General features: G+C 59.6%; 10 protein-coding genes. 2 read left to right on the top strand and 8 right to left on the bottom strand.

What is annotated here, in order from left to right; all coding sequences use genetic code 11:
- Positions 1 to 28: 28 nt before the first annotated feature.
- From VD17_RS13140 to VD17_RS13130, 3 genes are all read right to left on the bottom strand, one after another.
- Positions 29 to 2,152, bottom strand: a complete 2,124-nt coding sequence (locus VD17_RS13140; RefSeq protein ID WP_046054182.1) for an autotransporter outer membrane beta-barrel domain-containing protein — start codon at positions 2,150 to 2,152, stop codon at positions 29 to 31.
- Positions 2,153 to 2,248: 96 nt separating this feature from the next.
- Positions 2,249 to 5,821, bottom strand: coding sequence for an ATP-binding protein (locus VD17_RS13135; protein ID WP_046054179.1), 3,573 nt, complete (start codon positions 5,819 to 5,821; stop codon positions 2,249 to 2,251).
- A gap of 3 nt (positions 5,822 to 5,824) precedes the next feature.
- Positions 5,825 to 6,448, bottom strand: coding sequence for a response regulator transcription factor (locus VD17_RS13130; protein ID WP_046054178.1), 624 nt, complete (start codon positions 6,446 to 6,448; stop codon positions 5,825 to 5,827).
- 357 nt (positions 6,449 to 6,805) lie between these two features.
- Here VD17_RS13130 and VD17_RS13125 point away from each other — a divergent pair, with 357 nt between their 5' ends.
- Positions 6,806 to 7,174, top strand: a complete 369-nt coding sequence (locus VD17_RS13125; protein ID WP_046054177.1) for a DUF6124 family protein — start codon at positions 6,806 to 6,808, stop codon at positions 7,172 to 7,174.
- An 85-nt stretch (positions 7,175 to 7,259) separates the two neighbouring features.
- Here the strand turns inward: VD17_RS13125 and VD17_RS13120 are convergent, their stop codons facing one another.
- The 3 genes from VD17_RS13120 to ampC form a co-directional block, all read right to left on the bottom strand.
- On the bottom strand, positions 7,260 to 8,693 hold the full coding sequence (locus VD17_RS13120; RefSeq protein WP_046054176.1) for an N-acyl-D-amino-acid deacylase family protein: 1,434 nt from the start codon (positions 8,691 to 8,693) through the stop codon (positions 7,260 to 7,262).
- Between the two features lie 25 nt (positions 8,694 to 8,718).
- Positions 8,719 to 9,492, bottom strand: a complete 774-nt coding sequence (locus VD17_RS13115) for an ABC transporter substrate-binding protein (protein ID WP_046054175.1) — start codon at positions 9,490 to 9,492, stop codon at positions 8,719 to 8,721.
- Between the two features lie 255 nt (positions 9,493 to 9,747).
- Positions 9,748 to 10,890 (bottom strand): class C beta-lactamase, encoded by a 1,143-nt coding sequence (ampC, locus tag VD17_RS13110; RefSeq protein ID WP_311132806.1) that lies wholly within the window; start codon positions 10,888 to 10,890, stop codon positions 9,748 to 9,750.
- Between the two features lie 160 nt (positions 10,891 to 11,050).
- Between ampC and VD17_RS13105 the strand changes: the two genes are divergently transcribed.
- A complete protein-coding gene (locus tag VD17_RS13105; protein ID WP_046054173.1) occupies positions 11,051 to 11,929 on the top strand; it encodes a LysR family transcriptional regulator in 879 nt (292 codons plus the stop codon).
- A 124-nt stretch (positions 11,930 to 12,053) separates the two neighbouring features.
- Here the strand turns inward: VD17_RS13105 and gudD are convergent, their stop codons facing one another.
- Positions 12,054 to 13,397, bottom strand: coding sequence for a glucarate dehydratase (gudD, locus tag VD17_RS13100; protein ID WP_046054172.1), 1,344 nt, complete (start codon positions 13,395 to 13,397; stop codon positions 12,054 to 12,056).
- A gap of 37 nt (positions 13,398 to 13,434) precedes the next feature.
- Positions 13,435 to 14,781 carry an MFS transporter gene (locus tag VD17_RS13095; protein ID WP_033057350.1) on the bottom strand — a complete coding sequence of 449 codons (1,347 nt, stop codon included), beginning with the start codon at positions 14,779 to 14,781 and terminating at the stop codon, positions 13,435 to 13,437.
- Positions 14,782 to 14,814 lie beyond the last annotated feature (33 nt).

Below are 14,814 nucleotides of genomic sequence, written 5' to 3'. Positions count from 1 at the left end.
GGCTGCGCCAGCTGCTACAAAGATGTGTTTACCAGTTGTAGCGATACCCCGCAGTCAACGCCCAAGGCTGCTCGATATCGCTGCCTTTGGTGTAGCCCGCTTCGACGAAGAGGTTATGCCTGTCTGCTGCATTGACCATCACCCCACCGCCGATCTCGCCCCGCGAACCCGGCAGGCGGCTGTCGAGTTTTGCCCCGTTGACCTTCACGTGGCTGTCGCCGGCATGCTCGGTGATCCACGTCGCTTTGGCATAGGGTTTCACGGCGATGCCGTTGCCCAGTTCCAGATGGCGCCCGAACATCCCGCCGACACGACTTTGAACCGAGTTCATCGCATCCTGCTCGACGTTCAAGCCATTGCTCGCCGTGTAGCGCCCCCCACTGATGTGCGCCATTTGCAGCCCCACCTGAGGTTCGACAAACCAGCCCTGGCCCAGATCGATGTTCTTGCCCATTTGCACATCCGCACTGACCGCGTGGTTCTTGTAGCGCGCCTTGACCTTGTCCCCAAGGTTGCTGGTGATGTCGATTTCGTTATCCAGACGGCTGTATTTCAGTGCGCCATCGATGTACAGGCCGCTGCGGTCCAGGTAGCTGGCATAACCGCCGAGCGTGCGGCTGTCGATTGTGCCTTTGCTGGCCTCGCCGAATTGTTGCCGGCCCTGACCCTTGCCGAGCAAACCACCCACGTAAAGCGTGCCGTCGGCGAAAGGCAGGGCTTTGTCGGCACCGATCTCCATGCCGTTGACTTGCTGGTCGAAGGCGCGGCTGGCACCGGTGTCCAGATGCTGTTCGGTACTGTAGCCACGAGTCCAGACCCCGCCCTGATCCTTGCCCGAGCGCAGTTCGCCAAAGTGTTGGGCCGTGGCGTTCATCTGGGCGCTGATCAACGCTGCGCTGGCGGCGTGACTGGCCACCGCCGCATTGGCGCCCTTGCTCAGGGTTTGCGCCTGCGGAACGTGCGGCGGCGGGGCGGGGGTTTTGTCTGACGTATCGGGCAGGCCTGGCTCGGCAGGTTCAACAGGTTCGACCACCGTGTCCGGGTTCTGCGGATCCTGAGCCGCCAGATTGGCCAGGTACCAGTCGTTGCCTTGCTGCTGTAACTGGTAACGATAGGCCCCGGCATCCACGGTTTCACCGTAGAGCTTGAAGTTGCCGCTGCCACCGTTGCCATTCACCAGCATCAATTTCTGCTGCGCACCACTTGGCGAGTTGCCCGAGTCAGCAACCACCAGGGTGTGGCTGTCGCTGACCGGACCTTGCACCCTGAGCAGATCACCCCGAAGTGCAGTCAGATCCGTGTTCATCAGGAACGTGCCGTCGCCGGTCAGTGGCCCTTTGATCGTCAGCGTATGAAAACCGTTGACGGCCGGGTCGGCAAACGCGACCTGGCCGTCGACGTGGCTCGCACCGCCCAGGATCGCATCACCCTTGAGTTGCAGGAAACCGCCCGAATTGATCGTCGTGTCGCTGGCATCGGCACGGTCACCCAGCACCATCACTCCGCCCTGATTGACGGTGGTGAAGTGCACATGAGTGCCCGCCACGCTTTGCATCAAACCGCCCTGATTGACCTCGGTGTTGATCACCGAAGCGTTATCGTTGACCGACAGATCGCCACCGTCATTGACCGTCGTGCGGTCGGCGTTGCCGTTTTGATAGACGGTCATGCGGCTGTTGTTGACGCGAGTGTTCTTGGCGGTGGCATCGCCATACACCCACATGGCGCCACCGTTGAGTCGGGTGTCGCTGACCACGGCATTTTGCGCCACGTCCAGCTCACCACCATTGACGGTGGTGCGAAGTGCCGTGGCTGAACCGACGACGACCATGTTGCCGGCTTCGACGACGGAGCCGAATGCCGATCCGGCGTCATAGAGATGCAGCCATCCATTGCCGTCGACCGTGATGCCGGCTGCATCCCCCGCATCCAGGATGTGTATGAATCCCAAGCTCACTGTGCTGTTGGTCAGGGTACCCCCTGTGCCGACGGACAACGTGCTGCCATCGTTCACTACTAGATTGGCCTGCGACGATGTCAGGCAATCGAGTTGATCGCAGCTGGCGGCGAACACTGAAGCCGGTACGCAACCGAGCATCAACAACGCGCCGGACACCGAAACACGAGACAACCGCACACCAAACGTAAACATGATCATCCGCCGACTGCAGGGAATTGAGGCGCGGATTCTCCGTAGGCGAGGGGGATGGGTAACGCGGGCGCTTCCTAACTTTTTGTGGGAAACGTCCTACACGCAGGTGTTGATACTGGTTCTGATGCTCTCCTGAAGACGCTTCATTTGCAGGACGAAGGCCTCATGCAACAGGCTCAATTCGTTTCCCGGAACGGCATTTTCGCAACCCTGTTCAAGGTGCTCGCAAGCGTTGATCAATGGCGCCGCGTGGATGATCCGCGCACTGCCGAGGATCTTGTGGCAACGGCTGCCCATGCCAGCGAAATCACCTCCCGCGTACAGCGCTTGCATGGCGTAGAAGTCTTCCTGATTGGTGCGCAGCACGGTGGCCAGCAATTGTCGGGTCATCGCCGCGTCGCCGGCCGTGATGTCGCTGATTTTGGACAGGTCGAAGCACGGTGCGGCGGCCTGTTGCGTCTGTTCGACCTGGCGAAGATAGCGCTCCAGTGTGGTTCGGGTAACGGGTTTGAACAGGCAATCGTTCATCCCGGCGTCCAGGCAACGCTGGATTTCCTGGGGCTGGGCGTTGGCCGTCAATCCGACCACGTGGGTGGGTGGGCGTCCTTTGTTGGCTTCCAGCGTTCTTAACTGACGGGTCATCTGATCTCCACTCATCTGCGGCATGTTGCAGTCGGTGATCACGTAGTCGAAGTCTTCCTGAGCCCACCGCCGCAAGCCCTCAAGGCCATTGTCGGCACAGGTCACGCGCATGCCCAAGGCCTCGAGTTGGCGCTGCAATACCACGCGATTGAACTCGTGATCCTCGACGATCAGGATGTTGCGCGCAGGCAGCGGCGCAAGGTGCCCGGCATCGACCGAGGGCAGCGCTTCGTCGCCCGCAACCGTTGCAACGTCCAGCTCCAGGGTGAAACACGAGCCTCGTCCCGGCTCGCTGACGCAGGTCAGTCGCCCGCCCATCAATTGCGTCAATTGCTGACAGATCGCCAGGCCCAGACCGCTGCCTGCCTGCAACTCGGTATCGCTGGAATCGAACTGCGTGTAGGGTTGAAACAGCCGCTGGCGTTGCTGCTCGTCCATGCCGATGCCAGTGTCCAATACCTCCAGGCGCAGATGGGCGAGATCGTCATCAGGCTCAAGCGTCAGCTCAACGGTGACGGTGCCCTTGGGGGTGAACTTGATCGCGTTGCTGATCAGGTTCGAGACAATCTGCCGGAACCGCAGGGAATCCATTTCCACTGCGCAGTCGGTCCCGTGCGGCACGAATGCCAGCGCCACGTTTTTCTGCCGGGCGAGGCTGGCGAAACTCTGGATCACGGTGTTGACCAACTGCTCGGGATGGCAGGTGCCGGTACGCAATTCGAACTGGCCGGACTCGATTTTCGACAGGTCGAGAATCTCGCCGATCAGCTCCATCATGCCGCCGGCCGACTTCTGCGCTATGTCGATCAGTTCCGCGTCAGGACGTTTGTCATGCATCAATTCCAGCACGCCGATCAAGGCACTCATGGGCGTGCGGATTTCGTGGCTCATCACCGCCAGGAAATGGCTTTTGCCGCGATTGGCTGCTTCGGCCAGATCCTTGGCCTGATGCAGGGCGTGCTGCAAATGCTGTTGTTCGGTGAGATCGATCCAGCCGCCGATGACGCCGGTCATGGTGCCGTCGGAATCGCGATAGGGCAGGGCCCAGTGGTAAATGTGATACGTCTTGCCGTTGACGGTCATGGCGAAGTTGTCAAAGGACGGCTCGCCGCTGGCAAGGGTTGCCTGATGAATTCGCTTGTAGCGGTAGGCGTCTTCGGGGGCGAGGATGTTCGCCTCGATCAAGCCTTTGCCCTGCACCTGATCAAGTTTGATTTCCATCACTTGCAGATACGCGCGATTGCACGTCAGCAGCAGACCTTGGCGATCACGCACATAGATCGGGTGCGGTGTGCCGTCCACCAGCACCTTCATGAACACCAGTTGGTCGTTCAAGGCTTTTTGCGCTTTTTGGCGTTCGGCGATCTGCCGGCGCAAGCCCAGGTTCCAGGCCAGAATCGCCAGCACCACCCCCAACAACCCCAGCACCGCTTTGTAGAACCAGCTTTTGTAGGCGTTCCAGCCGCCCTCGCTCTCCTGCGGGTTTTGCCAGCGATTGGCCAGGCTGCTGAACTTGTCGGGCGGGATGTCGAGCAGGGCCTTGTTGAGGATCGAGATCAGTTCGGCGTTCTGGTGCCCGGTGGCGAAGCCGATCAGCGCAGGCTGGGCACCGATCACTGAATCGATTTGCAAGCGACCGCGAAAAAAGCGGTCGATCAGGTAAGCGGCGCCCATTTGCGGCTGGATGACCCCGTCGACCCGCCCCTCGGCGAGCAATTCATAGGTCTCGATGGGCGCATCGACTTCCACCTGTTGAATGTCCGGCCACTCACGCTCCAGCCAGTTGGCGGCGGCGGAGCCCTTGATAATCGCCACGCGCAGGCCTTTCAGACCGGTGAGGCCCGTATGTTCAGTCTGGGTTCGGGTGACCAGCACAAAGGGGTTGACCACATAGGGACGGGAGAACACCAGGCTGGTTTCGCGGCGCTCGCTGTAAGTCAGCGCGCCGATCAGGCTGACCGGGTCACGTTGCGCACGGCTGACCATGGCGTCGATGGATGTGATTCTGCCCGGCTGGAATACCAGGCCGGTGCGGTCGTTGATCAGCTCCAGCAAATCGGCTGCCATGCCACGCAGTTGATCGTCGGCGTTGAAAAAACTGAAGGGCGAGTACAGGTCGCTGGCCAGTACGTCGATGCGGGGATGATCCTTGATCCATTGCTGCTCGGCCGCGGTCAGTTGCAGGCGGCTGTAACCCAGTTTCGGATTGGCACCGATGCCCCAGCGTCGGGCAATCACGCTGCGTTCCTGGGGCGAAATGTTCGACAGGGCGCCGTTGAGCAGGGTCCGCAACTGACTGTCCTGACGTTGCACCGCGAAGCTGAACCCCTGCCCCTCGGAATCGCGCTGGATCGTCTGTTTCAGGCTCTGCTGATAACTGCGTTCCACCAGGTACTGAGCGGAAATCGCATCAGTTAGCAGCACCATGCCTTCGCCATAGGCGACCAGGCCAAGGCCTTGTTGGGTGGAATGCACGGACTCCACCTGCATCCGGGGAAACAGTGCCGCCACACGCTCCTGCGCTATCCAGTCGGGATCGAACAGCACCGTAGTGCCGGCCGGCGGTTGATCGTTGGGCCAATGGGTGCCGAATTTGCTGATCAACACCGCCTGATCGTAGGCATACGGCGCACTCAGCAGCAGATCGGCAAACTTCGGTTTCAGGTGATTGATCCGCGGAACCAGATCGACTTCGTCCTGCTGCAGAGCCGCCAGGGCCTGTTCCTGGCTGGCGTAACCGGTGATCTGCAGGCGCACGCCCAAACCTCGCGCCAGCACATCAAGGTAATCGGCGGACAGGCCTTCGTAGTCCTGTTGATTGGCGGTCATGTCCAGCGGTGGCCGGTCGGGCAAGTACACGCCGACGCGCAGCACAGCCTTTTGCGCCAGCCATTGGCGCTGCGCGGTAGTGAGCGTCAACACCACACTGCTATCGGCTGCGCGACTGAGCAACGAAAGCGGTTCGGCCCAGACGTGGAAGGAGAGCAGCATCAGCACGCCCAACAGAACTCGACAGATCGCAGTCATGATTCAGACCAGGTCGTTACGCTTGGCGAACTCGATCAGTTCCAGCAGCGTGGACGCATTGAGCTTTTGCATCAGGCGGGTTTTATAGGTGCTGACCGTTTTGTTGCTCAGCAGCATGTCGTCGGCGATTTGTTTGTTGCTTTTGCCCAGCGCCAGACCGTGCAGCACCTTGAGTTCACGCCGGGTGATGGCGCTCAGCAACTGCGCATCGTTCTGGGCGAAATCGCTTTTACGCACCGAGTCGAACGTGCTCACGGGAAACCAGGTCTTGCCGCTGGCGACGGCTTTGAGGGCGGTGACGATTTCCACCGGGTCGTCGATTTTCGACAGAAAGGCCGACGCACCGGCGCGCAGGCATTGCGCCGCATAGGCCTGGCTTTTCAACCCCGTGTGCACCAGCACCCGAGCCGGACTGCCACCGATGCGCAATCGGTCGATGACGGCCATGCCATCGAGCTGCGGAATGTCGAGGTCGAGCACGATGGCATCGGGCTTGAGCTCGAACGCCTGGCTGAGGGCGTCCACGCCGTTGTCGCACTCGCCGACAATCTCATGGCCCTCACGGGCCAGAATCATCCCGATCGCCATGCGCACCACCGCGTGATCATCGACCAACAGCACTCTCATCGATCAGCCCTCATGCCCTGATTCAGCATAGTCCCTGAGCCAAAAGCGGTTTGGGGGGCGGATGCGTGGCGGGGTGGATTAAAAAGGGCGCGATCGTACGCGGTTTGGGCAGCGATGTAATGGCTACACATTGAAATCAACATCCGACAGCTGCTACGGAAATTGGGGCGTCCTAGGACGAGATGTTCAGGTCTCGGAAGTTTCCTGCAAGTTCTGTCGGTCTTGATGAACTGGTTTCTGTCAGAGAGCACCGCTAGCCTTCGTCAGCCACCGCAAAATCGCGGTCGGGCGTGGGAATCCGCGACATTGAGGGATCCAGGGACGAAAACACCAATGACACTACAAGGAGCCTCGTCTGTGAAAAAGCTCAACAAGCATCAACCGCAAACCCTAACCTGCGCCGATCATCCCGATCCCGCGAAGCCCTGTGAAACCGCAAAAGGCGCAGTCACCCGAAGCCCCGGGCGTACCGCCACGAGCCAGCAGATTTTCACTGTTGCCCCCGGTGTCGACACGCTGACCCTGCTGAATCAGGCCTGCGAAAACCTTGCCTCCCTGAATGTCCTGATTGCGAATTTTGCCGGGAAACTGGAAGGCTCGAACCGCAAGGTGCTGCTGTCGATTCAGCAATTGGCGGCGGTCACTGAGTTGTTGGTGAATCAGGCACGGGAAAATCTTGATCCGAGAAGCGATGCACCTGACGCTCAGCCGGCGACTCGGCATTGAGCTGACGCGGTAACGACAATGGGCGACCTCAAAGGGGTCGCCCATTTTGTTTGCCGCCACACTAGCCGACGCGCCCCATGCAGGGTTAGCGACGAATAAACTGTCCGTTGCGCGCCTCGGTGCTTTTGCCCTGACTGTAAGACAACACACCGTTGACCCAAACGGCCTCAATGCCTTGAGGTGGCAGTGTCGGATGTTCGTACGTGGCGCAGTCGCGAATATCGCCGGCGTCGAACAATACAAGGTCGGCACAGGCCCCCACGCTGAGTCGACCGCGATCGCGCAGGCCAAAACGTTCGGCAGGCAGGCCGGTCATTTTGCGCACGGCTTCTTCCAGCGGGAACAGTCCCTGATCCCGACTGTAATGGCCGAGTACCCGAGGAAACGTGCCCCACAGTCTGGGGTGCGGACGCGGGTCGTTGGGCAAGCCGTCGGAGCCGATCATGGTTTGCGGATAAGCCAGGATGCGCAATACATCGGCCTCGTCCATCTCGTGATAAATCGCACCACCCGGCTCCAGCCGTTGCGCGGCGTCGACCTGTGAAAGACCCCAGAGCGAGGCGATGTCCTTGAGGTTTTTCCCGGCCATCTCGGGGTGGGGCGAAGACCAGGTGATCTGGATCTTGAAGCCTTCGTCGACGATGCGCGGATCGATGGTAGTCGAGCTGGCAGCATAGGGATAGCAATCACAGCCCACCGGATGTTGCTGCCGGGCTTTTTCGATCTGGCCGATAATCGCCTCGCTACGTCCCCAGTTTCCGCGCCCGGCGCATTTGAGGTGAGAGATGATGACCGGCACGCTGGCGTTGCGACCAATGTCGATGGCTTCGTCGATGGCCTCGATAATTTCGTCATCTTCGGAGCGGATATGACTCACGTAGATTCCGCCGGCGTCCTGCAAGGTGGCCGCCAGGAAATCGACTTCAGTCGTGGGTGCTTGCAGGGCATTGCGGTAGGCGAGTCCGGAGCTCAAGCCCAAAGCGCCTTGTTCCAGCGCAGCCTTGAGATCTTCGCGCATGGCTTCGAGCTCGTGGAGCGTCGCCGGGCGGTCGAACTGTTCCATATGGTTGGCGCGCAATGCGGTATGCCCCACCAGCGCCGCGACGTTTACTGCCGGTTGAACATCTTCGATAGCTACCGCATAGGCAGAGAAACTCGGGTATTTGAAGTCCGCGGCCTCGCCGAGGAGGTTCATCGGGTCCGGCGGCTCGCCGCGAAGCCGCACGCCGGCTGCACTGATGCCGCAGTTCCCGACGATCACGGTGGTCACGCCCTGACAGATTTTCGGCAACATGGCCGGCTGCTTGAGCAGCGCCAGATCATCATGGGTATGGACATCGATGAAGCCCGGGCAGAGAACTTTGCCCTGGCCGTCAACCACGTCCAGGGCGTCCAGATCAGGAAAACTGCCAATCGCGTGGATCCTGCCATCCACCACCGCGACATCGGCGACAAAGGGCGGCGTGCCGCTCCCATCGATGAGCGTGGCGTTGCGGATCAGGGTGTCGATGACTGTCATTCAAGGTGCTCCAGCGAACCGGGACTCAATCGCCATAGATGTTGTAGTCGAAGTACTTCTTCTCGACATGCTGGTAAGTACCGTCGGCGCGCAGGGCTTTGATCGCGGTATTGAAGCGCTGGGCCAGTTCAGTGTTGCCCTTGCTCACCGCAATACCGGTGCCTTCGCCAAAGTACTCCTTGTTGCGCAGCTCCGGTCCGACGAAAGCGAAGCCTTGGCCTTGCGGTGTCTTCAGGAAACCCTCTTGCAGCGGCGCTGCGTTAGCGATGGTGCCGTCGAGCCGGTCGGACTGCATGTCCAGGTAGATTTCCGACTGGGAACCGTAGCGAACAATCTCGGTGCCCAGCGGTTGCAGCTTGTCCGTGGCGTAGCGATCCTGAGACGTACCGCGCTGCACCCCAATGCGCTTGCCCTTGAGCTGTTTGAAATCATCATCGACGTGGTTGCCGGCCTTCATCACCAGCCTGGCCGGGCTCGAATAATATTTTTCGGTGAAGGTGACCGAACGCTTGCGCTCCTCGGTGATCAGCATCGAGGAAATCACCGCATCGATCTTGTGCACTTTCAACGACGGGATCAGGCCATCGAACTCCTGCTCGACCCAAACGCACTTGGTCTGCATTTGCGCGCACAGCGCATTGCCGATGTCGTAGTCGAACCCGCCGATACTGCCGTCAGACGTCTTGAAGGCGAACGGCGGATAGGCGGCTTCGATGCCGATGCGCAGAGGTTTGTTCTCCGCCATTGCACTCGAGACACACAATGCCAATGCAAAGCCCAGGCACATTGTTTTTATCATGATGGATCTCCTGTTTCACAAGGGGGGTGTTGTCTGCGAGCGATATGGATCTATTTGTCTATAGTGGACATATAAGTCTATTTTGGTCAATGGCTACGGGTTAACGAAAATGGGCGACCTCAAGGGGTCGCCCATTTTGTTTGTCACTGCCAAACCCTGTGGGAGCGAGCTTGCTCGCGATGGCATCTGCACATTCAACAACAATGTGACTGCCAAGCCGCCATCGCGAGCAAGCTCGCTCCCACAGGTACCAGGTTACTTGCTCAGAGCACTCAATATCGTATGAGCAATCTTGATCCGCTCAGGGTTCGGGTAGTTTTTGTTGGCCAGGATCACAATGCCGATGTCTTTCGACGGCACATACGCCACGTAGGCACCGAAGCCACTTGTTGAGCCGGTTTTGTTGATCAGCACGCTTTCCGGTTGAGGTTGCGGCGGGGTCAGCCACTGGACTTCGTGAGCCTCCATCGCCATCTGCGTCGAGTTACCCGCCAGCAATTTATCGAGGGGGACCGGATAGTGGTAGAACTCCCATCCGAGGCCTTGAGTCATGTCGCCGACCTTGTAGTAACCGGTGTGCGTCGTGGCGATTGCTCGTTGCATTGGGGCTTCGAGGCTGGCCGGCTTCATGTTCGCCTCAACATACCGAATCATGTCCGCCGCGCTGGTTTTCACCCCATAAGCCTCCGAATCCAGTGCTCCCGGTCCAACCCGCACCGGTTTGTCTTCCTTGTCGTAACCCTGAGCGTAAAGCCCCATCTGAGCTTGCGGCACCTTGAGGTAGGTGTGTTTCAGCCCGAGTTTCGGCAGCAGGGTTTTTTCCATCACGTCATCAAACGGCGCGCCCATGCTTTGGGCTGCGAGGTAACCGAACAACCCCAGGCTGGGGTTCGAATACTGCCGATGGGTGCCGGCGGCATAGGTCGGTTTCCACTGCTGGAAATAGCCGAGCATCTTGTCCGGTGCATCGGCATCGTCGGGGAATTGCAGCGGCAGACCGCCGGCGCTGTAGGTGCCCAGTTGCAGCACGCTGATGTTATCGAACGCGCTGCCACGAAGATCCGGCAGCACGCTGCTGGCCTTGTCCGACAGGGACAGTTTGCCGGTGGCCTGAGCGTAGGCGGCGAGGGTGGCGGTGAAGGTTTTGCTCACCGAACCGATCTCGAACAGGGTGTTTTCAGTGACGACTTTACCGTTTTCCTTCGAGGCCACGCCGTAGTTAAAGTAATGAGGTTGGCCGTTGACGGTAATCGCAACCGCGACACCGGGGATCTGCTGTTGCTGCATCACCGGTTCGATGGCGGCTTTCACGATGGCTTCAATGCGGTCATCAGCAACGCAATGACCGGCGCTGAGGAAAAGTGCGAAAGCGCTGTAGGACAAGAGTTTGTTATGCATGATTGATTCACTTTCCATGAGTTTCAAGGGTGTTAACCGCTACACTCCGAGCGGCTTTTCAATCCGGGTTGCTGATGGGCGAGCCAAATCTATGCAGTCTGCCGAGGTTCGACAACCGATGATATTTCGGACGAGCCATTAGAAAAATTTTGGAGTGGGCATGATCCGGCCTCAATTACCGCTTAATGCATTGCGCGCCTTCGAGGCCTCTGCCCGGCATTTGAGTTTCACCCGGGCGGCCGTTGAGTTGTGTGTCACACAGGCGGCGGTGAGCCATCAGGTCAAGAGCCTGGAGTCTCAACTTGGCGTGACACTGTTCAAGCGCTTGCCCCGTGGGCTGATGCTGACGAGCGAGGGCGAAACTCTGCTGCCGGTGTTGCGCGAGTCTTTCGACCGTATTGCGCGCACCCTTGAGCGATTTGAGGGCGGACATTTTCGCGAGGTATTGACGGTCGGCGCGGTGGGGACGTTCGCGGTAGGCTGGTTGTTGCCACGGTTGACCGACTTCCAGGCGAAACATCCGTTCATAGATTTGCGCCTGTCGACCAACAACAATCGCGTGGATGTGGCGGCTGAAGGGTTGGATTATGCGATTCGGTTTGGTGCGGGAGCCTGGCACGGGATTGAAGCAGTCAGGTTGATCGAGGCGCCGTTATCGGTATTGTGCGTTCCCGATATTGCCCGGCAACTGAAAACACCGATAGACCTATTGCAGCAAACGCTGTTGCGTTCTTATCGCACGGACGAGTGGCCCGAATGGTTTCAGGCTACCGGCCTCTCGACTCACACAGCGCCGCCCCGAAGTATCGTCTTCGACTCGTCGCTGGCAATGATGGAGGCGGCGCTGCAAGGGGTGGGCGTTGCATTGGCGCCGCCGCTGATGTTCGCCCGGCAACTGGCGGCGGGTGCAATCGAGCAACCGTTCGCCATCGGGATCACCACCGGCAGTTACTGGCTGACCCGTTTGCAGTCGCGCCCTGAAACGTCGGCGATGGCGGCGTTCAAGGGCTGGCTGCTGCAAGCGGCCCAGACGAATTAGAGAATGCGACTCCTGTGGGAGCGAGCTTGCTCACGATGGCGGTGTAACAGTCAATGATGATGTTGAATGTTATGGCCTCATCGCGAGCAAGCTCGCTCCCACAGGATTACGGTGTTCCTGCTGATTAGCGCACCAGACACGGCCGCTTGTTGTCGAATTTCCATCCCGGAATCAGAAACTGCATCGCCACGCTGTCATCCCGCGCGCCCAATCCCATGCCTTTGTACAACTCATGAGCCTTGGCCAGTTGATCCATGTCCAGTTCGACGCCCAGCCCTGGTTTCTTCGGCACCTGTACGCAGCCGCTGACGATTTGCAGCGGCGCTTTGGTCAGGCGCTGGCCGTCCTGCCAGATCCAATGCGTGTCGATGGCGGTGATGTCACCCGGCGCGGCGGCCGCGACGTGGGTGAACATCGCCAGGGAAATATCGAAGTGGTTGTTGGAATGCGAACCCCAGGTCAGGCCCCACTCATGGCACATCTGCGCCACGCGGACCGAGCCCTGCAGGGTCCAGAAGTGCGGGTCGGCCAGCGGAATGTCCACTGATTGCAACTGGATCGCGTGGCCCATTTCCCGCCAGTCGGTGGCGATCATATTGGTGGCGGTTTTCAAACCCGTGGCGCGACGAAATTCAGCCATCACTTCACGGCCCGAATAACCGTTTTCCGCGCCGCACGGGTCTTCGGCGTAAGCCAGTACGTGATGCTGATCCCGGCACAGGCGAATGGCTTCCTTGAGTGACCACGCGCCGTTCGGATCGAGGGTGATGCGCGCATCGGGGAAGCGTTCCGCCAGGGCGGTGACGGCTTCGATTTCTTCATCGCCACTGAGCACGCCGCCCTTGAGTTTGAAGTCCTTGAAACCGTAGCGGGCGTGGGCGGCCTCGGCCAGACGCACCACGGCGTCGGCGGTCATGGCTTTTTCGTGACGTATGCGGAACCAGTCGTTGTCGGCGTCCGGCTCACTGCGGTAGGCCAGGTCGGTTTCGTTGCGATCACCGACATAAAACAGGTAACCCAGCATCTTCACTTCGTCGCGCTGCTGACCTTCGCCGAGCAGGGCGGCGACCGGCACGTCCAGGTGCTGGCCGAGCAGGTCGAGCAGGGCGGCTTCCAGGCCGGTGACGGCGTGGATGGTGATGCGCAAATCGAACGTCTGTAACCCACGACCGCCAGCATCGCGATCGGCGAAGGTCTGGCGCACTTGATTGAGGATCTTCTGATACGTGCCGATCGGGCTGCCAACCACTAATGAGCGAGCGTCTTCAAGGGTCTGGCGAATGCGTTCGCCGCCCGGTACTTCACCGACGCCGGTGTGGCCGGCGTTGTCCTTGATGATCACGATGTTGCGGGTGAAAAATGGCCCGTGAGCGCCGCTCAGATTGAGCAACATGCCGTCGTGGCCGGCCACCGGAACAACCTGCATGCTGGTGATGATCGGGGCTTTTGCGGTTTCTTGTGTGTTCATTGTCATGTCCTTCAAAACAGTGCTCTTACATGAGTGTTCAGGCGTGATTGGGCGCTGGTTTGGCCAGTGCAGCAGCAGGTGCGGATTTCGGTTTGTTGCGTGCGGCGAAGACGATGATTGCGGCAATGATCGAGGTCGCGGCCAGGCCATACAGCCCGCCCTGAATCGAACCGGTGCGCTCTTCCAGCAGGCCGAACGTGGTCGGCGCGACGAAGCCGCCGAGGTTGCCCACCGAGTTGATCAGCGCGATCACGCCGGCAGCGATCCGTGCGTCCAGATAGGCCTGTGGAATCGGCCAGAACAGCGACGACGCCGATTTGAAACCCAGCGCAGCAAAGCAGATCGCAACGAAGGCGAAGATCGGCCCACCGGTGGTGGACATGAACATCCCGGCTGCTGCGATCAGCAGGGCCGCGGCGACCCACGCTTGTTGATGCTTCCATTTGGCCGACAGCGAAGCGAAGGCGTACATGCCGACGATCGACAGCAACCATGGAATCGAGTTGAACAACCCGACCTGAATGTCGCTCAGGTCGCCCATCTTCTTGATGATGCTCGGCAGCCAGAAGGTCGCGGCGTAGATGGTCAATTGGATGAAGAAATAGATCAGGCAGAACAGGATGATCTGGCGATCCTTGAGCAACGTGCCCAGCGACGGTTTGATTGGCGTCGCGGCTTCGCGGGCCAGTTGTTCGTCGTCGATGGCTTTGACCAGCGCGTCTTGTTCGTCGCGGCTCAGCCATTTGGCGTCATGGGGTTTGGAGTCCAGCCAGAACCAGACGAACACGCACAACCCGACTGAGAACATCCCTTCAATGAAGTACATCCACTGCCAGCCGTGCATACCGAAACCGCTGATTTGCAGGAGTAACCCGGACAGCGGGCCGGAGATCAGTGAAGCAATCGCCGAACCGCTGAGGAAGATGGCAATCGCCTTGCCGCGTTCAACGCCAGGCAACCAGCGGGTGAAGTAATAAATCACTCCGGGGAAGAAACCTGCTTCGGCCACGCCCAGCAGGAATCGCAGGATGTAGAAGTGGGTTTCGTTCTGGATGAAGGCCATGCAAGCGGCGACCAGGCCCCAGGTCAGCATGATGCGGGTCAGCCAGATTCGCGCGCCGACTTTTTGCAGGAGGATGTTGGAGGGGACTTCAAACAGCGCGTAACCGATGAAGAACAGACCGGCGCCGAGGCCGTAGGCGGCAGCGCCGATGCCCAGGTCATGTTCCATGTGGGCGCGGACGAAGCCGATGTTCACGCGGTCGATGTAGTTGACGATGAACATGATCACGAACAGCGGCAGAACATGGCGTTTCACTTTCGAGATGGCGGATTTCAGGACCGAATCGGCGCCATCGTTCATCCCGGATATGGATGTATTCACTGCGTTATCTCCCACTGATTATTTTTATGCGGG

The organism is Pseudomonas fluorescens (assembly GCF_000968015.1).
GTDB classification, from domain to species: Bacteria; Pseudomonadota; Gammaproteobacteria; order Pseudomonadales; family Pseudomonadaceae; genus Aquipseudomonas; species Aquipseudomonas fluorescens_W.
This window is presented reverse-complemented; position numbering and strand designations above follow the sequence as displayed.